This is a genomic window from Thermobifida fusca YX (assembly GCF_000012405.1).
GTDB classification, from domain to species: Bacteria; Actinomycetota; Actinomycetes; order Streptosporangiales; family Streptosporangiaceae; genus Thermobifida; species Thermobifida fusca.
Genome location: NC_007333.1, coordinates 1,952,962 through 1,978,217, shown reverse-complemented (window position 1 = coordinate 1,978,217; position 25,256 = coordinate 1,952,962). Strand labels below are relative to the sequence as shown.

General features: G+C 68.9%; 21 protein-coding genes. 5 read left to right on the top strand and 16 right to left on the bottom strand.

Annotated features, from left to right (window positions below; all coding sequences use genetic code 11):
• Positions 1–170: 170 nt before the first annotated feature.
• The 4 genes from TFU_RS08370 to TFU_RS08355 form a co-directional block, all read right to left on the bottom strand.
• Positions 171–1,076: an SDR family oxidoreductase gene (locus TFU_RS08370; protein ID WP_011292126.1), complete on the bottom strand. Its 906-nt coding sequence runs from the start codon at positions 1,074–1,076 to the stop codon at positions 171–173.
• Positions 1,073–2,011, bottom strand: coding sequence for an alpha/beta fold hydrolase (locus TFU_RS08365; protein ID WP_011292125.1), 939 nt, complete (start codon positions 2,009–2,011; stop codon positions 1,073–1,075). The genes TFU_RS08370 and TFU_RS08365 overlap by 4 nt, the downstream gene beginning before the upstream one ends.
• Complete coding sequence (locus tag TFU_RS08360) at positions 2,008–3,534, bottom strand: flavin-containing monooxygenase (protein ID WP_011292124.1); 1,527 nt, start codon at positions 3,532–3,534, stop codon at positions 2,008–2,010. The genes TFU_RS08365 and TFU_RS08360 overlap by 4 nt, the downstream gene beginning before the upstream one ends.
• A gap of 279 nt (positions 3,535–3,813) precedes the next feature.
• Positions 3,814–5,709, bottom strand: coding sequence for an ABC transporter ATP-binding protein (locus TFU_RS08355; RefSeq protein ID WP_011292123.1), 1,896 nt, complete (start codon positions 5,707–5,709; stop codon positions 3,814–3,816).
• An 825-nt stretch (positions 5,710–6,534) separates the two neighbouring features.
• Here TFU_RS08355 and ctaD point away from each other — a divergent pair.
• Positions 6,535–8,247, top strand: coding sequence for an aa3-type cytochrome oxidase subunit I (gene ctaD / locus TFU_RS08350; RefSeq protein ID WP_011292121.1), 1,713 nt, complete (start codon positions 6,535–6,537; stop codon positions 8,245–8,247).
• 60 nt (positions 8,248–8,307) lie between these two features.
• Here the strand turns inward: ctaD and TFU_RS08345 are convergent, their stop codons facing one another.
• The 5 genes from TFU_RS08345 to TFU_RS08325 all read right to left on the bottom strand — a co-directional run bounded on the left by TFU_RS08345 (position 8,308) and on the right by TFU_RS08325 (position 13,542).
• Positions 8,308–9,231: a sulfite exporter TauE/SafE family protein gene (locus TFU_RS08345; RefSeq protein WP_011292120.1), complete on the bottom strand. Its 924-nt coding sequence runs from the start codon at positions 9,229–9,231 to the stop codon at positions 8,308–8,310.
• Between the two features lie 167 nt (positions 9,232–9,398).
• The gene (locus TFU_RS08340) at positions 9,399–10,748 is read right to left on the bottom strand and encodes an LLM class flavin-dependent oxidoreductase (RefSeq protein ID WP_011292119.1); all 1,350 of its coding nucleotides are present in this window, start codon (positions 10,746–10,748) and stop codon (positions 9,399–9,401) included.
• Between the two features lie 25 nt (positions 10,749–10,773).
• The gene (locus TFU_RS08335) at positions 10,774–11,619 is read right to left on the bottom strand and encodes an ABC transporter permease (protein WP_011292118.1); all 846 of its coding nucleotides are present in this window, start codon (positions 11,617–11,619) and stop codon (positions 10,774–10,776) included.
• Entirely contained in the window at positions 11,612–12,454 is an 843-nt protein-coding gene (locus tag TFU_RS08330; RefSeq protein WP_011292117.1) for an ABC transporter ATP-binding protein, read from the bottom strand. Before TFU_RS08330 ends, TFU_RS08335 begins: the two co-directional genes overlap by 8 nt.
• Positions 12,451–13,542 (bottom strand): ABC transporter substrate-binding protein, encoded by a 1,092-nt coding sequence (locus TFU_RS08325; protein ID WP_011292116.1) that lies wholly within the window; start codon positions 13,540–13,542, stop codon positions 12,451–12,453. Before TFU_RS08325 ends, TFU_RS08330 begins: the two co-directional genes overlap by 4 nt.
• A 193-nt stretch (positions 13,543–13,735) precedes the next feature.
• On the opposite strand from TFU_RS08325, the gene TFU_RS08320 reads away from it, so the two are divergent.
• On the top strand, positions 13,736–14,818 hold the full coding sequence (locus TFU_RS08320; protein ID WP_016188774.1) for a VIT1/CCC1 transporter family protein: 1,083 nt from the start codon (positions 13,736–13,738) through the stop codon (positions 14,816–14,818).
• A 102-nt stretch (positions 14,819–14,920) separates the two neighbouring features.
• Positions 14,921–16,441, top strand: a complete 1,521-nt coding sequence (locus tag TFU_RS08315) for an aldehyde dehydrogenase family protein (RefSeq protein WP_011292114.1) — start codon at positions 14,921–14,923, stop codon at positions 16,439–16,441.
• 107 nt (positions 16,442–16,548) lie between these two features.
• Here the strand turns inward: TFU_RS08315 and TFU_RS08310 are convergent, their stop codons facing one another.
• From TFU_RS08310 to TFU_RS08290, 5 genes are all read right to left on the bottom strand, one after another.
• Positions 16,549–17,325 carry an aldo/keto reductase gene (locus tag TFU_RS08310; RefSeq protein WP_011292113.1) on the bottom strand — a complete coding sequence of 259 codons (777 nt, stop codon included), beginning with the start codon at positions 17,323–17,325 and terminating at the stop codon, positions 16,549–16,551.
• A gap of 125 nt (positions 17,326–17,450) precedes the next feature.
• Positions 17,451–18,473 (bottom strand): hemolysin family protein, encoded by a 1,023-nt coding sequence (locus TFU_RS08305; RefSeq protein ID WP_011292112.1) that lies wholly within the window; start codon positions 18,471–18,473, stop codon positions 17,451–17,453.
• Positions 18,470–19,849 (bottom strand): hemolysin family protein, encoded by a 1,380-nt coding sequence (locus tag TFU_RS08300; protein ID WP_041428230.1) that lies wholly within the window; start codon positions 19,847–19,849, stop codon positions 18,470–18,472. Before TFU_RS08300 ends, TFU_RS08305 begins: the two co-directional genes overlap by 4 nt.
• A 241-nt stretch (positions 19,850–20,090) precedes the next feature.
• On the bottom strand, positions 20,091–20,645 hold the full coding sequence (locus TFU_RS08295) for a TrmH family RNA methyltransferase (RefSeq protein WP_011292110.1): 555 nt from the start codon (positions 20,643–20,645) through the stop codon (positions 20,091–20,093).
• Positions 20,646–20,698: 53 nt separating this feature from the next.
• Entirely contained in the window at positions 20,699–21,316 is a 618-nt protein-coding gene (locus TFU_RS08290; RefSeq protein WP_011292109.1) for a class I SAM-dependent methyltransferase, read from the bottom strand.
• A 114-nt stretch (positions 21,317–21,430) separates the two neighbouring features.
• Here TFU_RS08290 and TFU_RS08285 point away from each other — a divergent pair, with 114 nt between their 5' ends.
• A complete protein-coding gene (locus TFU_RS08285) occupies positions 21,431–22,189 on the top strand; it encodes an SDR family oxidoreductase (protein ID WP_011292108.1) in 759 nt (252 codons plus the stop codon).
• 125 nt (positions 22,190–22,314) lie between these two features.
• Positions 22,315–23,598 (top strand): APC family permease, encoded by a 1,284-nt coding sequence (locus TFU_RS08280; RefSeq protein ID WP_011292107.1) that lies wholly within the window; start codon positions 22,315–22,317, stop codon positions 23,596–23,598.
• Positions 23,599–23,659: 61 nt separating this feature from the next.
• On the opposite strand, the gene TFU_RS08275 is transcribed toward TFU_RS08280, so the two are convergent.
• Together TFU_RS08275 and TFU_RS08270 are read right to left on the bottom strand one after the other, a co-directional pair.
• Positions 23,660–24,469: an NUDIX hydrolase gene (locus TFU_RS08275; RefSeq protein WP_011292106.1), complete on the bottom strand. Its 810-nt coding sequence runs from the start codon at positions 24,467–24,469 to the stop codon at positions 23,660–23,662.
• Positions 24,466–25,203: an HAD family hydrolase gene (locus tag TFU_RS08270; protein WP_011292105.1), complete on the bottom strand. Its 738-nt coding sequence runs from the start codon at positions 25,201–25,203 to the stop codon at positions 24,466–24,468. The genes TFU_RS08275 and TFU_RS08270 overlap by 4 nt, the downstream gene beginning before the upstream one ends.
• Positions 25,204–25,256 lie beyond the last annotated feature (53 nt).

Here is a 25,256-nt window from a genome sequence, read left to right as displayed (position 1 = left end):
CCGCGTCGCGTAGCAGAACGTACTCGGAGAACAAGATCCTCTCAGAGTATGTTCAGAAAACTCTCATACATTACTCAGAAACGCACATCGGGGGTGGGGTATAGAGACGCGCCGACCCGGGTGGTGGACTATGTCACATGGGCCCCACCCGGGTCGGCGCACGCAGCCCTCTAGGAGGGTGAAGCGTTCCTGTTGTGCTGTGCTGCTACGTCAGCGGCACCGCCCTTGCCGACCGGGCGGAGGCGCTGGTTGCGGGTGGCGTTGAGCTTCGGCTCCAAGCGGGCCACCTCCCGGGAGCCCAACCGGGTCAGGAGCGGCGGCAGGATGCCGCGCACCAGTTGCATAGCGGGCAGCCACCGCTGCCCGTAGACGCGGGGAGCGCGGCGCACGATCCCGGCGACGAGGGCGTCGACGGTGCGCGGCAGCGGATAGGTGCGGTTGAGCGGCCACGGCAGGCGGCTGCGCAGTTCCCGCAGGGCCGTGTCGGCGTCGGCGCCACGCACCATGTCGGTGTCCGTCCAACTGAGGTAGGCGACCCCCACGTCCACGCCGCGGTGCGCGACTTCGATGCGCACCGCCTGGGCGAACGCCTCCACTCCGGATTTGCTGGCGCAGTAGGCGGACATCATGGGAGCGGGGGTCAGGGCCGCCAGGGAAGCGATCTGCAGCAGGTAGCCGCGGTGACGCAGGAGTGCGGGGAGGAAAGCGCGCGCAGTCGCCACACTCCCCAGCAGGTTGACTTCGATGACCCGGTCGAAGAAGACAGGGTCGGAGTCGAGAAACGGCCCGCCCACGGCGATCCCCGCGTTGGCGACCACGATGTCGATGCGTCCGTACCGGTCTTCGATCTCCCGGGCGGCTGCGGCGAGCGCTGCCCGGTCGGTGACGTCGACCTCCCAGAAACTGGACTCGGGGCCGCATGCTGCCGCGGTGGTGGCGAGCTCCTCCGGTTCCAGGCCGACGAGGGCTACGCGTGCGCCGCAGGCGGCGAGCCGGCGGGCGAGGAGCGCGCCCACACCGCGGGCCGCGCCGGTGACCACCGCGACTGTGCCGTCGGGGAAACGGTGCTTCGTCACTGAGCCTCCTCGAGGGGCGGGGCTGCGCTGTCGGTGGCGGCAGCCGGGGCGACGTGGCTGCGCAGCAGCTCCTGCAGTTCCGCGCTGACCTGCTCGGGGGCTTCGAGCGGGGTCATGTGGCCGAGGCCGGGCAGCAGGGTGAGCTTCTCGCAGGCGGGGAGGGCCTCGGCGAGTCGGCGGGCGTGGAAAGGCGGGGTGAGCCGGTCGGCGGTCCCCACGAGGACACGGGTGGGGATGTCGAGGCGGGGCACGGCAGCGGACAGGTCGAGGTCGCGGAGGACCGCCCCCCAGCGGGCGCGCGGCAGCGCCCGGCAGGCGTGGACCATGCGGACGCACAGGTCCACCATCTCCGGGGAGGAGCCGGGGGACATGGTGACGTAGCGCAGCCCGGCGCGGGTCAGCGGGGTGATCGGCCCGAGCGGCAGCGGAGCGGTGAGCAGCATCCGGTGGAAGGCGGAGCGCAAGAGAGACGGGCCGCCGACCACGTGGGCGCCGGGGACCAGCTCGTGGCTGCCGGTGCTGGCGAGCAGCGCAGCCGCCACCCGGGAGCGGAATTCGGGCCGGTCCGCTGCGGCCATGAGGGTCATGCCTCCCATGCTGTGGCCGACGACGGCGACCCGGGTGCCGCGGGGGACTGTGGCATGCAGCACTGCGCACAGGTCGTCGGCAAGAGCCGTGGTGCTGTAGCCGCTGCGGCGCGGAGTTTCGCTGCGCCCGTGCCCGCGCTGGTCGTAGAGGACGGCGCGGATGCTGTCGCCGAGGACACGCAGGATGGGGAGCCACACCAGGGTGGAGCAGGTCCAGCCGTGGCTGAACACCACGGTGGGGGCGTCCTCGGGGCCGTGGACTTCAGCGTGCAGCATGGTGCCGTCGGCGGAGCGCACACGTAGGACGCGGGTGGGGCGGGGCGGGCGGAGTGTGTCGGGGAGTCTCACACTACCTCCGGTGCGGTCGGGGCGGACGGTGCAGTGGGGGTGCGGGCCGGGAACAGGTGGTATTCGGCGGGGTCGATCCGGCGGGTGGCGGCGCGGAAGCTGAGGGTGGAGCCGGGCCACAGGGTGGTGTTGCAGCCGCGGGCATCGAGGTACCAGCTCGCGCAGCCGCCCCGGGCCCACACAGTGCGCCGCATCCGCTGCTGGAGCCGGGCATTCCATGCGTCTTGGGCGGAGCGGCGAGGTTCGAGCGCTGCGCTTCCGGTCGAGTCGAGGTGGCGCAGGGCGCTCAGGATGTAGTTCAGCTGGGATTCGATCATGTAGATCATCGAGCTGTGGCCCAGCCCGGTGTTGGGGCCCACGATGAGGAAGAAGTTGGGGAATCCGGTGACCGTGGTGCCGCGCAGGGCGCTCATGCCGTCCCGCCAGTGGTCGGCGAGCGATCGTCCCGCGCCGTCGTAGATACGGTTGGCGATCGGCATGTCGGTGACGTGGAAACCGGTGGCGAAGACGACGGTGTCCACGTCGTGGGTGGTGCCGTCGGCGGCGACCAGGGTGCTGCCCCGCACTTCCTGCAGACCGGAGGCGACTACGTCCACGTTGGGGCGGCTCAGCGCCGGGTAGTAGTCGTTGGACAGCAGGATGCGTTTGCACCCCATGACGTAGTCGGGGGTGAGTTTCGCGCGGAGTTCCGGGTCGCGGACAGCGCGGCGCAGGTGGGCACGGGCGACGACGGTGGCGGCTTGAAGCAGGGCGGGGTAGCGCACGAAGGCGCCGACCATGGATTCGCGGGTGAGGTAGACGCCTGCCCGGGCGAGTTTCTGGGTGGCGGGAATGGTGCGGAACAGCCACTGCTCCAGGCGGGTGATGGGACGGTCGGCGCGCGGCATCACCCAGGCGGGGGTGCGCTGGAAGACGACGAGCCGCTGCACCAGGGGCTGGATGGCGGGGATGATCTGGATGGCTGAGGCTCCGGTGCCGATCACCGCGACGCGTTCGCCGGCAAGGTCGTGGTCGTGGTTCCAGCGGCTGGAGTGGAACACCTGTCCAGGGAAGCCGTCCAGGCCGGGGATGTCGGGGATGACGGGGTCGGCGAGCGCCCCGGCAGCGCTCACCAGGATGTCGCAGGTGTAGGTGGTGGCGGTGGTGCGGACGGTCCAGCGCAGCTGGGCAGGGTCCCAGCGGGCTTCCACGACCTCGTGGCCGGTCCGGATGTGGGGACGCAGGCCGAACCGGTCGGTCACGTCCTCCAGGTAGGCGCGAATGTGCGGCTGGCCGGAGAAGCTGCGCGGCCAGTGCGGGTTGGGGGCGAAAGAGAACGAGTACAGGTGGGAGGGAACGTCGCAGGCGCATCCGGGATAGGTGTTGTCGCGCCAGGTTCCACCGACGTCGCCGGCGCGTTCCAAGATGACGAAGTCGGTCTGGCCCGCCTGGCGGAGGCGGACGCCCAGTCCGATCCCGCCGAATCCCGATCCGATGATCGCGATCCGCACGTGGGGCGCTGCGGGCGTTGCCGTGGAGCCCATAGCACTACCTCTCGTCGATGACCATTGAAACAATGAGCGTTGTAATGTTTGAGCGTAAACCATGACAATGCTCATTGGAAGATTTGAGTCACGCTTGACCGAGGTGCAGATCACATCTTTGTGGGGGTGGGGTGCCCGGTGGTGTCCGCCAGCCTCGGCTGTCGGGGTGCACAACGGTGCCGCCAGGAAAGAACGCACCTGAACTGCGGGGATACGGCTTTCGGAAGCCACCCTAGGGCGAGCTGAGGCGTTGTAGCCACGGCCTGCGGGAGAGAAACCTCACGCATACGAGCCGTCGGCGGCCTGCCCCCCTGCGGGCTGCGCGAACTGGGTCCAGTAGAGCTGCGCGTAGCGGCCGCGCGCGGCGAGCAGTTCGACGTGGGTGCCTCGTTCCACGATCCGCCCGTCCTCCACCACCACGATGAGGTCAGCGGTCTGGACCGTGGCCAACCGGTGGGCGATCACCAGCGCGGTGCGTCCCGCCAGTGCTTCGGCGAGCGCCTCCTGGACCTGTGCTTCCGAGTCGGCGTCCAGGTGCGCGGTGGCTTCGTCCAAGATCACTACGCGGGGCCGAGCCAGCAGCAGCCGGGCAAGGGCGAGCCGTTGGCGTTCCCCGCCGGAAAAGCGGTAACCACGCTCACCCACCACCGTGTCGAGACCGTCGGGCAGCGCCGCGACAAGGTCAGCAGCCCGTGCCCGACGTAGCGCCTCCCACAGCTCCTCCTCACTCGCCTGCGGCCGAGCCAGCAGCAGGTTAGCGCGGATGGTGTCGTGGAACAGGTGCCCGTCTTGGGGCACCATGCCCACGGTGGCACGCAGGGACGCAAACGACAGGTCCCGCACATCGACCCCGGACAGCCGGACCGCGCCCTCGTCCACGTCGTAGAACCGAGCCAACAGGTGCGCAATCGTCGATTTTCCCGCCCCCGAGGACCCGACCAGGGCTACCAGCTGCCCCGGTTCCACACGGAACGACACACCGTGCAGCACGTCCGCTCCGCCGCGCGCCTCCAGCTGCGCCACCTCCTCCAAGGAGGCCAGCGAAACCTCGTCCGGGGCCGGATAGGCAAACCGTACCCGGTCAAACTCCACGGACACCGGCCCCTCCGGCACCGTTCGGGCAGCCGCACGCTCTTGAATGAGCGGTTCCAGGTCCAGGACCTCGAAAACCCGCTCAAAGCTGACAAGCGCCCCCATCATCTCCACTCGCGCATGCGCCAGGGCCGTCAGCGGAGCGTACAAGCGGGTCAGCAGGAGGGCGAGCGCCACCACCGCCCCGGCATCCAGGTGGCCGCGCAGCGCAAAAAAGCCACCCAGCCCGTAGACCAGCGCCAACGCCAGCGCGGAGACGAGGGTCAGCGCGGTGAAGAACACGTGCTCCAGCATGGCTTGGCGCACTCCGATGTCGTGGACGCGCGTGGCTCGGGCAGCAAACTCCGCCGACTCCCGCCCTGGGTCCCCGAACAGCTTGACCAGGGCTGCCCCGGGAGCGGAGAAGCGTTCGGCCATCCGCGTGCTCATCGCCGAATTGTGTTCGGCCGCCTCCCGCTCCAGCCGGGCAAGGCGGAAACCCACGCGGCGCGCGGGCAGCACGAACACGGGCAGCAGGACCAGTGCCGCCACCGTGACCTGCCACGACAGCCCCACCATCACTACCAGGGTCAACGCCAGCGTCACCACGTTGCCCACCACACCGGACAGGGTGTCGCTGAACGCCCGCTGTGCGCCGATGACGTCGTTGTTCAACCGGCTGACCAGAGCACCCGTGTGGGTGCGGGTGAAGAAAGCGATCGGCATGCGCTGTACGTGGTCGAAGACTGCGGTCCGCAACCGCAGGATGAGCCCTTCACCGATCCGCGCCGACAGCCACCGCGCGACCAGCCCCACCCCCGCCTCGGCCAGGGCGATACCGGCGATGAGCAGCGCCCATCCCCCGACAACGCCGATGGGGGCACCCCCGACGATGCCGTCGACTGCCTGGCCTGCGACCACCGGGGTCGCCACCGCCAGCACCGAGCCAAGCACGCTGCACACCAGAAAAGAGCCCAGCAGCGCCGCGTGCGGGCGGGCGAATCCCCCGATCCTCCGCAGGGTGGCCAAGGACAGCGGGCGCCGCTCCTCAGGGGCCTGGGTGGTGTGGTACAGCGCGTGCCACGCCGTCATCTCCATGCTCATGGAACGGGCACCGACCTTTCAGCCAGAAACAGGAACGGGGGCGGGCGAGGAAACCACGCCGTGACCGACGCGCGGCAGCCTAAAACCTCAACCAAAGTTGAGGTCAAGGTTTCGGGCGGCAGGGAAAGACACGGTCGAAACCTGGTCATGGCAGGCAGCGCCTCCGCTGCCGGTGGACACTGACCGGGCACGCTGAGGCGTGGCAGGCGGGTCGATGCCGCTGAATTTGGTGGCGTGCCAAGGGTTTGGCCGCCCACGCCGGGGATAGTCCGGACGCCATGACCCAGATCGCGTCGGGGACGCTGGCGGAACGGCGAAGCATGGAGGGCATCGACACCGTCACCGAACTGCTCGACGACGGCAGGAGCAGACACGTGACCAGGTCGTGCTGCGACGGAGACCGCAGCTTCGTCCGCCCCGGCCCGGGCTGCAGCGGATGCAGGCCCGAGCGCGGACAGGCCGCCATGGACAGGCGGCCCACCCCGGCCTCCAGCAGGGAACCCCTGCCAGCCCAGGACAGCCGGCTCGGCTCGCCCAGCCCTGCAGCGTCCGCTTTCCCGCGGACTCCGCTGCGTTTCGCCGAGCGTGGGCCGTCTCCAGTGACAGTGCCCCAGCCACCCAGTCCACGAAGCAGCCGGGAGCAGCGCACCCGATTTCGGACCGCAACGGTCCCGCACCGGGCGATGCTCCCGCGTCCCACAACGCCGCCCACCAACCGGCAGTCGAGTCCGCTGGGTGCTCCTTCAAGGCGAGCCCGCACGGCCGTATGCGCCGCAATCCCTGTTCCGGGACCGCAATGATGCAGAGAAAGGGTGAGTGACGACCATGACTGCCTCAGACGTGGTGCAACCGACCACCGCGGCACCCCGGAAACGGCCCAAAGGGGCGGTCCTCGCCTCATGGCTGTCCGCCACCGACCACAAGGTCATCGGCTATCTGTATGTCGCCACCGCGTTCTTCTTCTTCCTGGCGGCCGGCATCATGGCGATGCTGATCCGGGCCGAACTGTTGTTCCCCGGCCTGCAGTTGATGAACAACGAGACCTACAACCAGTTGTTCACGGTGCACGGCGGCGCCATGCTGCTGCTGTTCGCCACACCCATGTTCGCCGGGTTCGCCAACCTCGTCGTGCCGCTGCAGATTGGCGCCCCCGATGTGGCGTTCCCGCGGCTGAACATGTTCAGCTACTGGCTGTTCTTGTTCGGCGGCCTCACCGTCCTCCTCGGATTCGTCACCCCCGGAGGTGCGGCGAGCTTCGGCTGGTTCTCCTACGTGCCGCTAGCGGACGCGGTGCGGTCCCCGGGCATCGGGGGTGACCTGTGGGCGCTCGGCCTGATCGTCGCCGGTCTGGGCACCATCCTGGGGTCGGTGAACTTCATCACCACGATCCTGTGCATGCGCGCCCCCGGCATGACCATGTTCCGCCTGCCGCTCTTCACCTGGAACGTGCTGTTCACCGGGATCCTGGTGCTGCTGTCCTTCCCCGTGTTCACCGGGGCGCTGGTCGGGTTGGCCGCGGACCGGATCGTGGGGGCGCAGGTGTTCAACCCCGCGGTGGGCGGCCCGGTCATGTACCAGCACCTGCTGTGGTTCTTCGGCCACCCGGAGGTGTACATCATCGCGCTGCCGTTCTTCGGCATCGTCACCGAGGTCATCCCCGTGTTCAGCCGCAAGCCGCTCTTCGGCTACAAGGGCATGGTGGGGGCGACCGCGGCGATCACCGGGCTGTCGATGACCGTGTGGGCGCACCACATGTTCCCCACCGGCGCGGTGCTGCTGCCGTTCTTCTCCTTCATGACCTTCCTCATCGCGGTGCCGACCGGCGTGAAGTTCTTCAACTGGATCGGCACCATGTGGCGCGGCCAGCTCACCTTCGAAGCGCCGATGCTGTTCGCTATCGGTTTCCTCGCCACCTTCCTGCTCGGCGGCCTCACCGGGGTGATCCTGGCCTCCCCGCCCATGGACTTCCACGTCACCGACTCGTACTTCGTGGTGGCCCACTTCCACTACACGGTGTTCGGCACCGTGGTGTTCGCGATGTTCGCGGGCTTCTACTTCTGGTGGCCGAAGTTCACCGGCAGGAAGCTCAACGAGACGCTGGGCAAGTGGCACTTCTGGGTTCTGTTCCTCAGTTTCCAGGGCACGTTTTTGGTACAGCACTGGCTGGGTGCGGAAGGCATGCCGCGCCGCTACGCGGACTACCTGCCGTCGGACGGGTTCACCCTGCTCAACCAGATCTCGTCGGTGTCCGCGTTCATCCTGGGCGCGTCCACACTCATCTTCCTCTACAACGTCTGGTGGACGGCCCGCCACGGCGAGAAGGTCCACGGAGACGACCCGTGGGGCTACGGCGCCTCCTTGGAGTGGGCGACCTCCTGCCCGCCGCCGCGGCACAACTTTACGTCGCTGCCGCGGATCCGTTCTGAGCGGCCCGCCTTCGACCTGCACCACGGCCACCGGCTGCATCCCACGCGGGAACCCCTGGTGGGCCAGCAGGAACGAGCCCAGCAGAAAGACGAAGGCCAGGAACCGTCCTGACCTGAGGGAAACAGCTCGCGGGGCACCGCTCCGGCAGGGTCCCCCGCCAGCGAGTGGGCGTCAGTCTTCCACCGGCGCGGGGCGGGGGACCGGCGGCGTCTCTATGACGGCCGCGGCACGCTGGTCGGCCAGGTGGGCGCGGACCGACCAGGCGACTGCGCCGAGCCAGACCAGCCAGATGATCGCGTATATCGCGGTCTGGGTCGGACCGGAGACAGCGACCCAGTCGCTATTGAGAATGGTGCGGGTGTTGGTGAGTAGGATCAGCCCGCCGACCGCGGACCCCAGGACTCGCGGCGGGAAGACCCGGACGATCCACGCGGCGATGGGAGCCGCGACGACACCGCCGATGAGCAGCGCCACCGCCCAGCCCAGGTTCACTCCGGCAGAGCCGAGTCCGACGAGGAATCCGGCGCTGGCAGCGAGGGCGACGAGGAACTCGCTGGTGTCGATGGAGCCGATGACTTTGCGGGGCTCGATACGCCCGCTGGCGAGCAGGGCGGGCGTGCCCACCGGACCCCAGCCGCCGCCTCCGGTCGCGTCGACAAATCCGCCGAACAGGCCCAGCGGGACGAGGAAGCGCCGGCGTACAGGCTTGTTGAGGTCGCGGGTGGACACCCCCCAGGCGGTAAAGCGGATGAGGATGTACACCCCGAGGACCAGCAGGATCGCCGACATCACCGGCTTGGCGGTCTCCGTGGACAGGCTGCTCAAGAAGGTCGCCCCAGCGAAAGCCCCGATCGCCCCCGGCACAGCGATCCGGCCCACCACTTTCCAGTCAACGTTACCGAGCCGCCAGTGGGCGATACCTGACGCGAGCGTGGTGCCGATCTCCGCCAGGTGGACCGTAGCCGAGGCGGCAGCCGGATTAGTACCGATGAGCAGGAGCAGGGTGGTGGAGGTGACGCCGTAGGCCATGCCGAGACTGCCGTCGACGAGTTGGGCGAGGAAGCCCGCTAGTGCCAGGAGGACCAGGGCACGCATGGGACGGACCTTTCGGGTCGGGAGGCGAAATGATTCTCGACTAATTTAGTCGGTTTTATGGGTTGGAGGAACCTGTTTTCCGTACGAACCGCGGCCATGCCCGGCTGCGCGCCCGCTCAGGGAGCGGCCTGCCGCAACAGCAATGCGGCAGGCCGCGAAGGGAAGGATTAGACCGCGACCTGTGCGCCGGAGGAACGGGTGAAGACTCCGGCAGGCCGTTGCAGCCCGTAGTGCTCCCGCAGGGTCCGTCCCGTGTAGTCCGTGCGGAACAGTCCGCGCTCCTGCAGGATGGGCACCACCGTGTCGACGAAATCCTCCAGGCCTCCGGGCAGGTAGGGAGGCATGACGTTGAACCCGTCGGCTGCTCCCTGCGTGAACCACGTCTCCAGTTCGTCGGCCACCTGCTCAGGGGTGCCCGCGAACGTGCGGTGGCCGCGCCCTCCGCCGAGCCGGGCGATGAGCTGCCGCACGGTGAGCGACTCGCGCTGGGCCAAGTCTGCTACCAGTTGGAATCGACTCTGGTTGCCGCGGATTTCGTGCACCGGCGGAAGCGGCGGCAGCGGGGCATCCAGGGAGTGCTCGGTCAGATCCACCCCCAGCATCTGCGATAGCTGCCGCAGCGCGTAGGCAGGGGAGATGAGCTCCGTGAACTCTTGCTCCAACGCTTTGGCCTCGGCCTCGGTATCGGCGATGAACGGCACGATTCCCGGCAGGACCTTGAGCTCATCGGGGGAACGGCCGTGGGCAGCGAGCCGGCCCTTGAGGGCGGCGTAGAACCGCTGGCCTTCCTCCAAGGTCTGCTGCGCGGTGAACACGGCCTCCGCCCAACGGGCCGCGAAGGCGATGCCGTCCTCGGAGGAGCCTGCCTGAACCAGCACCGGGCGGCCCTGCGGAGGCCGCGGGCTGTTGAGCGGCCCCCGGATGGTGAACCGATGCCCGGTGTGGTCGACGCGGTGGACCCGGGAGGGGACGGCGAAAGTTCCGCTCGCCTCGTCCAGCACGATCGCGTCGTCTTCCCAGCTGTCCCACAGCCGGACTGCGGCCTCGAGGAATTCGTGGGCGCGCGCATAGCGCTCCCCGTGCTCGGGGATCTGGTCGAGGCCGAAGTTCGCTGCCTCGTCGGCACCACCGGAGGTGACAATGTTCCACCCGGCCCGGCCGTCGCTGATGTGGTCGAGCGACGCGAACGCCCGGGCCAGGGTGAACGGGTGGTTGTACCCCGTGGACGCGGTGGCGATGAGACCGATCCGCTCGGTCACCGCGGCGATCGCGGCCAGCAGGGTGATCGGTTCGAAAACCGTGGTGACGTTGTGCTCGAGGCGGTGCCCGACCGCCAGGGTGTCGGCGAAGAAGACCGCGTCGAGCTTGCCGCGCTCGGCGATACGCGCCAGCTCCTGAAAGTGCGCGGCGTCGAAGATACGGGACGCCTCCGTACGGGGGTGCCGCCACGCGGCCTCGTGGTGGCCGACGCCCATAAGGAAAGCGTTGAGGTGCATCTGCCGTTCAGCCTGGGGCATGACTTCTCCTGTTCGTGTGGATGGGTTAGACATGGTCGAGGCGCCAGCGAGAGAAGCGCCGTTCCAGGGACACCAGGAGCTGGTTGAGGAGCAGGCCTACCGCGGCGATCGCGATGATCCCCGCGTACATGTGGGTGATCTGGAAGTTGAGCTGGGAGGCTTGGACGAGGTAGCCGAGCCCGGAGCGGGCCCCCACCATTTCTGCGGCCACCAGGACGAGGATCGAGGAGGTGCCCGCCATGCGGATCCCCGTGAACACGGAGGGGACTGCGGCGGGCAGGACCACTTTGGTGAACACGCTCACCGGTGAAAAGCCGAGGGAGACCGCGGCCTTGACCAGCAGCGGGTCCACGGTGCGTACCCCTGTGATGGTGTTCAGCAGGATCGGGAAGGTGCACGCGTAGACCACCAGCGCGATCTTGGACGTCTCGCCAATCCCGAAGAGGAGCACGAAGACCGGGAGGAGGGCCAGTGCCGCGGTGTTGCGGAACACTTCCAGCAGCGGGGCGAGCAGGTCGCAGACTGGCCGGTACCAGGCCACCAGAATGCCGAGCGGGATCGCCGTGGCCACGGCGATGAGGAATCCGGTCAGGCCCCGGCCCAGACTCGCGGCCACATGCTCTCCCATCTGGCCATTGCGGACCAGGACGAGGAGAGTGCCGAGCACTTCGCTCAGCGGCGGCAGGAAGACGCGGTCCACCAGGCCAAGCCGTGGGGCCAGCTCCCACAGCAGCAGGAAGGCGGTGGGGGCAGCGCAGCGTCTCGCCCCCAGCGCGGCCAGCCGGGCGAACTGCCCGGTGGGTGGTGATGCGGGCCGGTCCTGGCCGCGCGGGTGGGCGGCGGGGGCGGGGGGAGCGAGCGTGTCAGTCATGAGGGCGGTCCTTCCACGAGGGGACGGTCCGTTCGAGTTGCTGGGCAGCGGTCACCTCGCCGCGCAGCTCCGCCCAGACGGCGTGCCGGTACCGCCGGAAGGCCGGGTCGGAGCGCGGGTCCTCTGCGACGCTGCGGTCGAGGTCGATGTCGAGCACGGTCTTGATCCGCCCGGGTCGCGAGGTCATCACAGCCACCCGCTGGCCCAGGTAGACCGCTTCGTCGATGCTGTGGGTGACGAAGAGAATGGTTTTGCCGGTGCGCTCCCAGATCCGCAGCAGTTCGTCTTGGAGCGTTTCGCGGGTCTGGGCGTCCAGCGCGGCGAACGGCTCGTCCATGAGGAGCACGTCAGGGTCGAAAGCGAGGCTGCGGGCGATAGCGACGCGCTGCCGCATGCCGCCGGACAGCTCATGCGGGTAGCGCTCCGCGAATCCGGCGAGCCCGACCAGTTCCAGGTAGTCGCGGGCGAGCTGGGCGCGCTGGCGGCGACCGACCCCACGGGCTTCCAGGCCGAATTCGACGTTGCCTTGGGCAGTGCGCCAGGGCAGCAGCGCGTACTGCTGGAAGACCAGGCCCCGATCCAGGCCGGGTCCGGTAACGGGGACGCCGTCCAGCAGGATCTGCCCGGAGGTGGGGCGGGCTAGGCCGCCGAGCAGGTCCAGCAGGGTGGACTTGCCGCAGCCGCTGGGGCCGACGAGCACCAGGAACTCCCCGGCGCGGATGTCCAGGGTGACGTCTTCCAGCGCGGTCACCCGGCCGGTGGAGCGGCGCCCGCGCCCGGCACTCCGGGCGGGGAACTCGTGCCGGACCCGGTCGAGGCGCAGTTTCGGGGTCATTGGCCTTCTCCCGTGGTTCCGCCGCCGGCGGTGGCGGCGATCGGTTCGCCGTCAGGCCCGGAGTCGGGCGGGTAGGTGCCGTTGGCATAGGGGTTGAACTCGTTGGTGTACACCTCGGAGAGGGAGATGCGGCCCTCAGCGAGCTCCCCGTTGCGCACCAGCCAGTCGTGCCAGACCGAGAACTCCTTGTCGGCGATCACCCCGCCGGGGCCTGCGACGCCGTCGCTCTTCCAGTACTGGATGGTCTCGGTGTCTTCGTTGCGGCCGCGGCGTTCGATGATGGAGACGAACCGGTCGACAACCTCCTCGCGGGGCCTGGTCTGGGCCCAGCGGATGGCGCGGGCCACCCCTTCGACGAACGCGCGGGTGGTGGTGGGGTGGCGTTCGATGAAGTCGTTGCGGAGCACGAGGCTGCCGTAGCTGAACGCATAGAGGTCGGTATCGGTGAACAGGGGGCGCAGTCCGCCGCGCTCCAAGGCTTTTTCCCGATGGATGCCGCTGAGGGTGGCGACGTCCACTTGGCCGCTGCGGAGCGACTGCTCGGCGTTGACCGGGGGGACGACGGTCAGTTCGACCTGGGCGATCTCCTCCTCGGTCAGTCCGTTGCGGGACAGCCATTCGCGGACCACGAACTCGTGATGGGCACCGAGGGTGTTCATGGAGACGGTGGCGCCGATCAGGTCGCGCGGCTGGGTGAGGGGACTGTCCTCGAGCACGTAGTAGCCGCTGTACGTCTCCTCGTCGGAGCCGTAGTAGGCGATGACGGCGGTGACCGGGGACCCGGCGGCGACGAGTTTGAGGATCGCCCCGTTGAAGGCTCCCCCGTAGTCGGTGTCGCCGGTGGCGGCGGCCTGGATGGACTGGGGGCCGCTGGTGGTGTCGCTGAGCCATTCCAGGTCGATGCCGTCGAGGTAGCCGAGGTCGGCAGCGAGTTCGGGGAGGGTGACGGACCCCGTAGTGCCCTGGTAGCGCAGGACAGTGGCCTCCCCGGTGCCGTCTGAGCCGCGCGAAGGGCCGCACGCGGCCAGCAGGGGGAGGGCTGCTCCGACGGCCGTGGTGTACCGCAGGAAGTCGCGTCTGGTGTGCATGGCTGCTCTCTTCGTCAGGGTCGGGAGGGGACAGTGCCGGGATGCCTGCGGTGACTACCGGCGGTAATGACGCTAATGCTCCCCTCTCCCTAAAGTCAACTAAATAAGTAGGAATAGTGTGAATATGGGCGGGGAAGGCACCCGTGCCCCGGCCGGCGGTATAGCTGACCAGGAGGAGGGCAGAGGAATCTGCATGGACCAGCAGCACACCGCGTCTTCCGACCCGTCGCCCGCCACCCTGCGCCGATGGCGGCGCATGCTCGCCGACGAACGGGAAGAAGCCCGCGCCTACCGGGAGCTGGCGTACCGCCGCGACGGAGAAGAACGGGAGATCCTTCTCGCCCTGGCCGAAGCCGAAGCGCGCCACGTCGCCTACTGGGAGCGTCTTCTCGGCGACCGGGTGGGCAAACCGCGGCGCGGTTCGTGGCGCATGCGGGCCCTGGCTTTCCTCGCCCGCTATCTCGGCTGGGTGCTCGCCCTGGCACTCCTGCAACGAGCCGAGCACCGCATCCCCTATGAAGCGCCCGACGTGCCCGAGCGGATCGTGGCCGACGAACGCATCCACGCGGAGGTGGTGCGCGGACTCGCTGTCCGAAGCCGGTCCCGGCTCTCCGGCAGACTGCGCGCCGCAGTATTCGGGATCAACGATGGCCTGGTCAGCAACATCGCCCTGGTGCTCGGCGTCGTCGGCGGCGGCGCCACCGCCGATACTGTGCTGCTCACCGGGCTGGCCGGGCTGCTTGCCGGGGCGCTGTCCATGGCTGCGGGCGAATACGTCTCAGTCAGCTCGCAACGGGAACTGCTTGCCGCATCCGTCCCCGACGAGGCGGCCCGAGAATCCATCCCCCGACTCGACGCCGAGGACAACGAACTCGCTCTCGTCTACCGGGCCCGCGGCGTCCCCGCGGACGAAGCGCAGCACCGCGCCACGACGATGCTGCGCCTCAGCAGAACCGGACCGCCCCCGGAACTGCCCGGAACCACCGACCCCGAAGTGGTCGGCACCGGGATGAGCGCGGCCGCGTCCAGCTTCGTGTTCTTCGCCGTGGGTGCAGCTCTGCCCGTGCTGCCGTTCCTCGCCGGCATGTCGGGCCTGGCCGCGGTAGCGGTGGCCTGCACGGTCACTGGAATCGCGCTGCTCGCTGTCGGAGCGGTCGTCGGCGTGCTCTCCGGATCGTCGCCGCTGCGGCGCGCCCTGCGGCAGCTCACCATCGGCGTGGGAGCCGCTGCCGCCACCTACCTGCTGGGACTGCTGTTCAACACGGTCGCCACCTAGCCCGAAGCCCGCCGTCGGCCCAGGCCAAGCGGTGGTTTGCGGCCCAGAAGGCCGGGTAGCGACGCGGCACGACACGACCGTCAGGCACAGGGGGCACCAGGGATGACTCAGACCATGGGGAGTTGGCAGGAGACCCGGACTGGGCTGCTCATCGACGGAGAGATCGAAGGCGCTGACGAGTGGTTTCCGGTCTTCGACCCGGCCGCACCCCACCAGGTCGTCGGCTACGCCGCGGTAGCCACCCCGGAACAGGCCCGCCGGGCCGTGGACGCCGCCGACACTGCATGGACACGCTGGAGCGCTCAGGAACCGGAGCAGCGCGCCGAACTTCTCCTCGAAGCCTTGCGGGACCTGCACGACAGCGCCGAGGCGCGGAGCGACCTCCTCGTCCGGGAAAGCGGACTCACCCGGACCGAAGCACAGCTTGAGCTTTCCGTGTTCGAACAGCGGTGCATCACAGCCGCCGGGATCGCCGGAGAACTACGGCAAGTCCGCCGCCTCCTGCCTCAGCCCAGACAAGGAGAGGCCCCGTTCAACGCTCCCCTGAGGGAAGGGCTCGCCCCGGACCAGGTCCGCTCCGAAATCTCAGTGATGCCGCTGGGCGCGGTGACGATCATCCTTCCCCCCACCTGGGCGCTGGCGGTCCTCGCCACCAGTCTCCCGCACGCCCTCGTCGCGGGGAACACCGTGATCGTCACCCCCTCGCCGACCGCTCCGCTGACCGTCGTCCGCACCCTCCAACTGCTTGCCGAACGGCTCCCCGCCGGAGTCCTCAACGTTGTCACCGGAAGCGACGAAGCCGTCTCCCCGACCATCCGGGACCCCCGGGTACGGCGGATCGTCTTCACCGGCAGTCCGGAGGCGGGCCGGACCATCCTGCGGGTCGCAGCCGACACCATCACCCGGGTGACGCTGCAACTCGGCGGAAACAACCCCGCGATCCTGCTCGACGACGTCGCCCTTGACGCGGTCACCATCGAACGGATCGCCGTCGGCGCCTTCATGATCGCGGGCCAACTGCACCGGGGAGTGAAACGCCTCTACGTCCACCGCTCCCGCTACCAGGAACTGGTCGAAGCCCTCTCCGCGCAGCTCGCCAACCACCGGATCGGACACGGGCTGCACCCGGACACCACCATGGGGCCGCTCATCAACGCCCGGGATCGCGACCACGCCCGCGACCTTAGCGACCGTGCCCGCGCCATCGGCTGCGAAGTGCGGGAATTCGGGGAAATCGGCGAAGAGACCCAGCAGAGCGGAGGCTACTTCCTGCGCCCCGCCCTGGTCCTCGACCCGCCCCTGGACGAGAGCATCGTGGTCGAAGCCCAGTCCGGGCCGGTCCTGCCGATCCTGCCCTATGACGACGTGGACCGGGTGGTCGCGGCAGTAAACCAGGACCGGGCCGGGCTGTGCTCCTCGGTGTGGAGCACAGACCTGGACCGTGCCGGCGAAGTCGCCGCCCGCCTCCGCACGGGAACCACCTGGATCAACGGTGCCGGAGTGCTCGCCGAGGACGACCGCGCCCCGTCCGGCGGATTCCGGCAGAGCGGCATCGGCCTGCAGAAAGGCATCGAAGGCCTCATGGAGATGAGCGAAACGCACACCGTGACCTATCCGGGTTGACCGCCCCGCAGGGCACGGCCTTCCGACTGCGGTCTGCTCACGCCGCGGCAGCCAGCAGACCGCCCCCGCCTGACCGGGCCGCACGGCCCGCTGCCAGACCGGGCGTGTCACGCGCCCAGGGCATCCACGGCAGCCATCTCCTGCGGGGCGAGGGAGAAGTCGGTTACAGCAAAATTGCTGCGGATCCGCTCCGGCGTGGCAGAGCGGGGGATGACCAGGATGCCGTGCTGCAGGTGCCAGCGCAGCACCACTTGGGCCGGGGTCTTCTGATGGGCTTCCGCGATCTCAGTGATCACCGGGTGGGTGAGCAGGGCTCCCCCTTTCGCCAACGGTGCCCACGCTTGGGTGGCGATGCCGTGTCGGGCATGGTAGACGCGCTCTTCGAGGCGCGGCCGGGACGGGTTGAGCTCGATCTGGTTGACCGCTGGCACCACGTCGCAGGCCTCAAGGAGGACGGCGAGCTGGGCGGGGGAGAAGTTCGACACGCCGATCGCGCGTACCACGCCTTCCGCGTACAACTGCTCAAGGGCCCGCCACGTTTCCACGTTGACTGCATCGGACGCGTTGGGCCAGTGGATGAGGTACAGGTCGATGACGTCGAGGCCGAGCCTGCGGCGGCTGGCGTGGAACGCGTCCAAGGCCGGTTGGAATCCGTGGTGGTTGTTCCACAGTTTGGTGGTGATGAACACGTCCGAGCGGTCCAGCCCGGAGTCAGCGAGCGCCGCGGCGACCGCAGTCTCATTGCGGTACATCTCGGCAGTGTCGAAGCAGCGGTACCCGGCCGCCAGCGCCGCAGCGACCGCGTCGTAGCCTACCTGCCAGGTGCCGAACCCTAGTTGGGGCATGGTGACCCCGTTGTTGAGGGTGACAGTAGGGACTGCCATAGCTTCACTCCTCGCCGCAGCGGAAACTCCGCGGAGACGGATACCCCCAGCAGGGCGCTCCAATCAGGCCTGCATGGCAACGGGGCCGCCACTGGGGCGGCCCCGCGAAGGACGGATGCTGCCGGTTAGCGTCCCGCGGGCTCGGGAGTGCCTGCCAGCAGGAGCCGGTCCAGCATGTCCTGCATGGTCACCAGGCCGATGAGCTCCTCCTCCTCTTCCACCAGCGCCAAGTGGGTGCGGCTTTCCCGCATGATGCTCAGCGCCGCGTAGATGGGGGTGGTGGCGTCCAAGGTCAGGACTGGCCGCATGAGCTCGGCGGCGGTGGTGCCGGGCGGGCACGTGAACGTGTCGCGGACGTGCAGCACCCCGAAAGGCTCGTCCTCGCCGACCAGGAGACGCAGATGCCGGCTCTCCCGCACTACCCGGTGGATCTCCGCGATGTCGTCATCCGGGCCGACCTGCGCGAACTCCTCCTTCGGGGTGATGATCTCCCGCAGCGGCCGGGAGTTGACCTCCAAAGCGGTCGCCAATTGCGCGCGCCGCTCCGGATCCAACGCTCCCGCCTTAGCGGAGTGCTCCACCAGTTCCCGCAGGTCCTCCGGGCTGTGGCCGGAGGCGACTTCGTCGACGGCCTCCACCCCCAGGCGGCGCAGGCACCAGTTGGCCATGCCGTTGAGCGCGACCAGGGCGGGCCGGGTGAACCACATGAACACCCGCATAGGGATGGCCAACAGGATCGCCGACCGCTCCGGGTGGGAGATCGCCCAGGACTTGGGGGCCATCTCCCCGATGACGAGGTGGAAGAAGGTGACGATCACCAAGGCCACCACGAAGGAGACCGTGGAGGAGACTGCTTCGGGCAGCCGACCGTCAAACAAGGGTTCGATGAGGTGGTGGACGGCCGGCTTGGTGATCGCACCCAACGCCAGGGTGCACAGGGTGATCCCCAACTGGGACCCGGCGAGCAGCAGAGACAGGTCGCGGGCGCTGCGCAGCGCGGCCCGCGCTGACAGGCTGGTCTCCGCGGCTTCTTCCAGCCGGTAGCGGCGCGCAGCCACCAGAGCGAACTCGATAGCCACGAAGAACGCCGACAGCCCGATGATGAGTACCGACAGCACGAGGGCCACCACCGGGTTCAGCCCGCTCATGCGGTCACCCCCGTCCAGCTGCTCTGCGGGCTCTCCCGCAGTTCGAGACGGATAGTTTCTGGAACGTGGCGGTCCACTGCCTCCACGACCAGGTTGACGACCCAGTCGGGCTCGTCGTCGTCAGCCCCCGGGTGCCGGGGCAGGGTCACGGTGACCCGGTCTGCGGGACGGGGCAGGCGACGGAGCCGGGTGATCACGAGACCACCGAGGGTCTCGTAGTCGCCCGCGGGAAGGTCGTGGCCGAGGAGCCGCTCCACTTCGTCGATGTGGAGCGCACCGGGAAGCAGCCAGTTGCCGTCTTCGATGACCCGGGCCTGCGACTCGTCTTCCGGGTCGTGCTCGTCGGCGATCTCCCCGACGAGTTCTTCCGCGATGTCTTCGGTCGTGACCACCCCGGCCAAGCCCCCGTACTCGTCGACCACGCAGGCGAACTGCTCGTTCGCCTCGTGCAGCCGCGCCACAAGGGTCGGCAGCGGAAGGGAAGTGGGGACGAGGACAGCGGTGCGGGCGACATCCGCGACCCGGGTGGTCTCCCACGTGGCAGGATCTAAACCGAGGATGTCGCGGAGGCACACCACCCCGGTGACGGTCTCCACCCCGGTGAGTACCGGGAAGCGCGAGTGGCCGGTAGTGGTGATGAGTTCCACGACCCGGCTGACCGGGTCGTCGGCCTCCACGAAGGTGACCTGCGGGCGCGGGATCATCGCGTGTTCCGCGGTCCGCTCGTGGAAGTCCAGGGAGCGGTCCAGCAGGGTGGACAGCTCCGCGGGCAGGTCGCCGCTGTCGCGGGACTCCTCCACGATGCGTTCCAGGTCGCGCGGGGTGGCGGCGTGCTGGACGTCTTCCACCGGTGTGATGCGCACCGCTTTGAGCAGCAGCATGGATGCCCGGTCGAACAGCCAGATGAGCCACCCGAAGAGACGCAGGTAGATGCTGGTCGATAGGGCCAGTCTGCGGGCAACGGGCTCCGGGCGGGCAATCGCGAGGTTCTTGGGGAACAGCTCGCCGAACACCATCTGGACGACGGTGGAGAACAGCAGCGCCGCGACGGTGCCGATAGCCACTCCGGTACCGGAGGGAATTCCGATACCGCCGAGGAGTTCGCCGATCCCCGCCCCGATCATGGGTTCGGCGACGTAGCCGACGAGGAGACCGGTGACGGTGATACCGAGCTGGGCACCCGAGAGCATGAACGAGGTGCGGGAAGTGATGTCGAGGACGCGCCGGGCCTGCGTGTCCCCGGCGGCAGCTCGGGCTTTGAGCCGAGAACGGTCAACGGCGACAAAGCCGAACTCCTGGGCGACGAAGTAGCCGGTGACCGCGGTGATCAGGAAGACCACCAAGACTCCGAGGAGAATTGTGACGCCGACGTTCATCGCGCACATACCGCCTCGGAGTCGTAGGGGAGTTCGGTCAGTGCGCGACCGGCTGAGTGGGGGTCGTCAGAGTCGGAGCAGCAGCGTCTCGTGACGCTGCTGCTACTTCGGGACGGGTCCATTGCCTCTCTCTTTAGACGGTGAACCTGTTACCAGTTGGATACGAGTGCCAGGGCTGAGAAAGTTCCCCTCTGTCGTGGGGTTGAATCCCACGAGATGGGGTGGATATTCCCGGCCCGGCTCACTCGGTGCCGTCGTCGCCGTCGGGAAGGGTCTCCCATTCGCGGCGGCGGGCTTCGGCGATGGCAATCGCGGTGGCAACCGCGACATTAAGGGAGCCGACGCGTCCGGTCTGCGGGATGTAGGTGACGGCGTCCACCGCAGCGAGCAGTGCCGGGGAACAGCCGTGGTCCTCAGCTCCCACAGCCAGGCACACGTCCCCGGTGAGGGGAGCACGGTGCAAGGGGACCGCGCCGTGGGCGAGTTCGAGAGCCACCACACGGTAGCCAGCGGCGCGGGCCGCAGCAACGGCCTCGGCGCTCGTCGCGGTCTTCTCCCAACGCACCTTGGTCTGCGTACCCAGTGCGGTCTTGTGGACCTGACGGTGCTCTGGGGTGACGGCGTTTCCCGTCAACCAGAGGGTGTCGACGCCGAACGTCGCGGCGGTGCGCAGGATCGAGCCGAGGTTGAACGGCTGGGTGACCGATTCGACGATGAGGCTGATGCGGTTGTGGGTGTGCCTGCGCCAGTGGCGATTGAGCCGTTTGACGTCAGTAGGGCGGAGCTGTGTGCTCACCTGGAGTGCGTCCTCGTGTGGTGTCGATTCCGAAAGCCGAGTCTAGCGGCGGGTCAGGGTCGGCGCATGGTGCGCAGGATTCTATAACCGGCGCGGGAAGCGACTCGGTCCGTGGGGTAGCCGGAGGCGTCCAGCCAGCGGTGTAGCGAGTCGGCGCCGAGGTGCTTGTGCACGACAGAGTGGGCGTACGCGCCGTCGGCGAGGCGGTCCAGCCACGTGGTCAGCAGGGTGTGCAGGGCCTGTTTGCCGATGCGGATGGGCGGGTTGGACCACAGGGCGGCGAACGGGCCGCGCAGGAGCGGGTCCACGGGGTCCTCGGGGCCGGGCGCGCGGTGGAAGGAGACGTTGGGGACAGCGTTGGCTTCCGCATTGCGGCGTGCCAGCGCGAGGGCGCGCTGGTTGGTGTCGATCCCCACGACGGTGGCTTTCGGGGCGCGCAGTGCCATGGCCAGCGCAATGGGGCCGTAGCCGCAGCCGAGGTCGAGCAGAGTGCCGTGGTCGGGAGGTGGGGGAACGGTCTCGAGCAGGATCCGTGTGCCAAGGTCGATCCGGTCGGGGGAGAAGACGCCCCGGTCGGTGGCGAGCCGCAGGTGCAGGTCGGGGAGGAGCAGGGTCACGGTGGCGGTGCGGCTGGGCGCGGTCGGATCAGAGTCGAAGTAGTGCGAGGCCACGTCGGGTGAGGGTAGCAGGGGCGGCCGGGATCCGCAGGCACCCCACCAGGACAGACCTACTGGTCGGTATCGTGGTGGCGTCTGTTCCGCCCCGTTGTGGCAAGGAGTTGTGCCGTGAAACGTTTCGAAGGCAAAGTCGCGGTGGTGACGGGCGCCAGCCGAGGCATCGGATTCGCCGTGGCACGCCGCATCGTCGACGAAGGAGGCCGGGTGGTGGTCACCGCGCGGGGTGCGGAAGCCCTCGCCGAAGCCGTCACCCAGCTCGGCGGCCCCGAACACGCGCTGGGCATCGCAGGACGGGCCCACGACCAGGCCCACCGCGCCGAAGTCGTCCAACGCACCCTGGACACGTTTGGCCGTGTCGACGTCCTCGTCAACAACACCGGCATCAACCCTGTCTTCGACTCGATCCTCAAGGTCGACGAGGCAGCCATGGCCAAGATCTTCGAGGTCAACGTGATCGCCGCGGTGGGCTGGGTGCGCGAGGTCTACAACGCGTGGATGGGGGAGCACGGCGGGGCGATCGTCAACGTGGCCTCCCTCGCCGGCCAGCACCCCTCGCCCGGGATCGGCATCTACGGCGCCAGCAAGGCGGCACTGATCAACCTCACCCAGCAGTTGGCCTACGAACTGGCGCACCGACGGATCCGGGTCAACGCGGTCGCACCCGCCGTCGTCAAAACCCGTTTCGCCGAAGCGCTGTACGCGGAGAACGAAGAGAAAGTCGCGGCCGGATACCCGCTGGGACGGCTGGGTGAACCCGATGACATCGCGGCAGCCGTCGCCTACCTGGCGTCCTCGGACGCTTCCTGGGTGACCGGACAGGTCATCACTTTGGACGGCGGCAAGACCCTGCGCGCGGGTGTGGAATAGCTCACGGTCGTTCGGACGGGCTCACCGTAGCGGGTGCTCCGCGTGGCAGCATGCGGGGCGCCCGGCACAAGCACCAGCCGTCTGCCAGGTGGGGAACGGCACGACGGCACACGGGGGTGCCGCAGATGCGGCACACTCACGACGTGGGAACCTCACTGTTTTCTGGACCCGCCGCGGCCCAGCGAGGGCTGCACGGCATACGTATTGTCGGCGCCGGCCTCAGCGCGATGGTAGGCGCCGGGGTGTTCGCGGTCGTGGCCCCCGCGGCCCGCGCAACCGGTGTGTGGCTGCCGCTGGCACTGCTGATCGCAGCAACGGTGGCCTACTGCAGCGCCGTTTCCGAGACCCGGTTGTCCCTCCACCATCCCGGGCGGGGCGGCGCCTACGTGTACGGTCAGCGCCGACTCGGCGAAGGCTGGGGAGTCCTCGCCGGATGGGCGTCCGCTGTGGGCGCAGTAGCCGCCTGCAGCGCGGTCGCGCTGACTTTCGGCGTCCACGTCTGGCCCAGCCACCCTAGGGCGGGCGCGCTGGCGGTACTGGCCGCAGTGGCAGTGCTCGCCTGGAGCGGGCTCCGCCCCTCCCCCCGAACTGCGGCGGCCGCGTGCGCGGTCGTGGTCGCGATCCTCGCCGGGGTGGTGGTGCTCGCCTGGGGCGGAGGCGCCGCCGACACTGCGCGGATTGCCGCGGCGCTGCGGTGGCACGGACTGGCCGCGGTCCTGTCCGCGGCAGGGCTGCTGTTCTTCGCGTTCACCGGCTGGCGCCCCATCACCTCTCCGCGGCTAGGCGGCTCAGAGCAGCAGCTCGGCTGGGCGCTAGGCGTCGCCCTGGGCGTTTACAGCGCGGTAGCGGTCACCGCCCTGGCTGTGCTGGGGCCGAGAGAGCTAGCGCGTTCCACGGTCCCTCTGGTGGATGTGGTGCTCCGCAGCGCTGCCAGTGACGTCGCCGCGTCCGTGGTTGCTGCGGGCGCGGCGCTGGCGTGCGCGAGCGTCCTCGGCCCGGCGCTGCTTGCTGCAGCGCACAGCGTGGCCGTGCTCGCCGCTGACAGGCACGTGCCCCGCTGGCTGGGCGGGGGAAGCCGCCCGCTTGGCGTTCCAGAGCGGGCACTGTTCGCGGCAGGAGCCGCCTCCGCGGCCGTCATCGTCGCCGACCTCGACCTGTGGGCCGCGGCCGGCGTGGCAGCGTTCGGAAACCTGGTGTACTACGCGGTGACGAACGCGTCAGCCCTGCGGCTCGGCCCCACCGAGCACCGGCCGTGGCTGGCACTCCCCGTAGTGGGACTCGTGGGCTGTATCGTGCTGGCGCTGTGCCTGCCGCCTAAAGCCGTGCTGTACGCGCTGGCTGCGGTCGGTGCGGGCGTCGCAGTGTTCGTGGCGCGGCGCTGGTGGCGGAGGAGGACGGCACGGGCCTGACCGCGCCGCAGCAGCTTCTGGTGAGGGGACCACGCGCCTCCCGAAACGGGAGGCGCTTTCGTTATCGCCCAGCTGGAGAGGACTCCACGAGGAAAGCCAGGCCGCGCCGCGCCGGCACGGAGAGACGCAGGTGCGGCAACTGTTCCGGGGAGAACCAGGACGCCTCGATAGTGGAGCCGTCCGTCTCTGCTACCCGGACCGGGCCTGGGTCGTCGACGTGCGCGTGGAAGAACACCCACAGGGAGTAGATGTCGGTGTAGGGGCCGTCCGGGTGGTTGCGATAGTGGTGGGTGACCGCGAGCAGCCGTCCCGGCTGGGCTTCCTGGCTGCTCTCCTCAGCGATCTCACGGATCAAGGCGGTACGGATGTCCTCCCCGTGGGCGACTCCGCCACCCGGCAGGTGCCAGGTGCCTTCCCCGGGATAGCCGGGAGCGATCCGGGACAGGAGGAGCCGCGCCGCCGGGTCGGTGACCAGTCCGTAGACCGCGAAACGGCGGAGCGCCGTAGCGGGAAGGACCTCCTCGGGGACCAGTTCCTCGGGGGTGGGCCGACTGGGCAGGGCCAGGGCTTCCGCGAGGGAGTGGGTTGCCGGGGACGTGGTGGGAGTGGCGTAGTAGATCCGGTCGATGTGCATGTCGAGCACGTGGTCACCGTGCTGGACGGTGACCGTCTCGGTGCGGACGTCGACCGCGGTCAGCGGTGCAGCGGCAGGAAGCCGCGCCGCTTCGCGCAACCGGGCCGCCGGATCGTCGCCGAAATCGAGGCGTACCGACACCAGCGTGGCAGTGGGGGCGTGCACGCCCCCGTCAGCGGTGGTCGGTAACAGATGGGCGGTGGTCCGGCGCACAGGCTGAGGACCGGGAGTACTCACAGCAGGCTTGCTCCGGGAGAACGCGTGCCCGTGGTCAGCGCGGACAGCTCCGTCAACGTGTGGATCGTGGTGATCTCGGTGGCAGGGAGCAGACGGTGCCGGTCGCACAGCACCGGGTAGAGGCCCGCGTTGAGCGCCCCGATCGCATCCTCATACATCTGGTCGCCCACATACCACGTCTGGTGGGGGGCTACCCCGAGCTGTTGGCAGGCCAGCAGGAAGATCCGCGGGTCGGGTTTGCTGGTCCCTGCCGCCTCGGCGCACACGACCGCCCCGAAGTGGTGGGCGAGGTTGAGCGTGGAGAGCTTGTCGTGCTGCCGGTTCTGGTCGCCATTGGTGATCACCCCGAGGCGGATGTTGCGCTGTGCCAACTGGGTGAGGGTAGGGGCGACATCGTCGAAGGTCCGCCAGGCAGCGCGGTGCGCGTCTAAGTAGCGCTGGTACAGCTCATCACAGTGCTGGTCGGAGATGTGGGAGTGCCCTGCCTGGGTAGCTAACGCGCGGACGAGCTGCCGCCGCTTCTCCGCCAAGGGGATCCGCCCAGCACGGTAGGCGCTCGTGGACAGGATGCCCTGAACGTCCCAGAGGACGCGAGCAGCCGAGAAGCTGGGGTGGCCAAGGCGCTCCATGAGGACGCGCACCCCTTGAGAGACAGCGTTGTAGTCGTCCACCAGGGTGTCGTCCACGCTGAACAGGATGGCGGCAGGGGGAGTCGTCGTGGGGTGGTAAGGCATTATTCTCGGGTTTCCGTTTCCGTGACATGCGGGTGGTGGAAACGGGATCACGG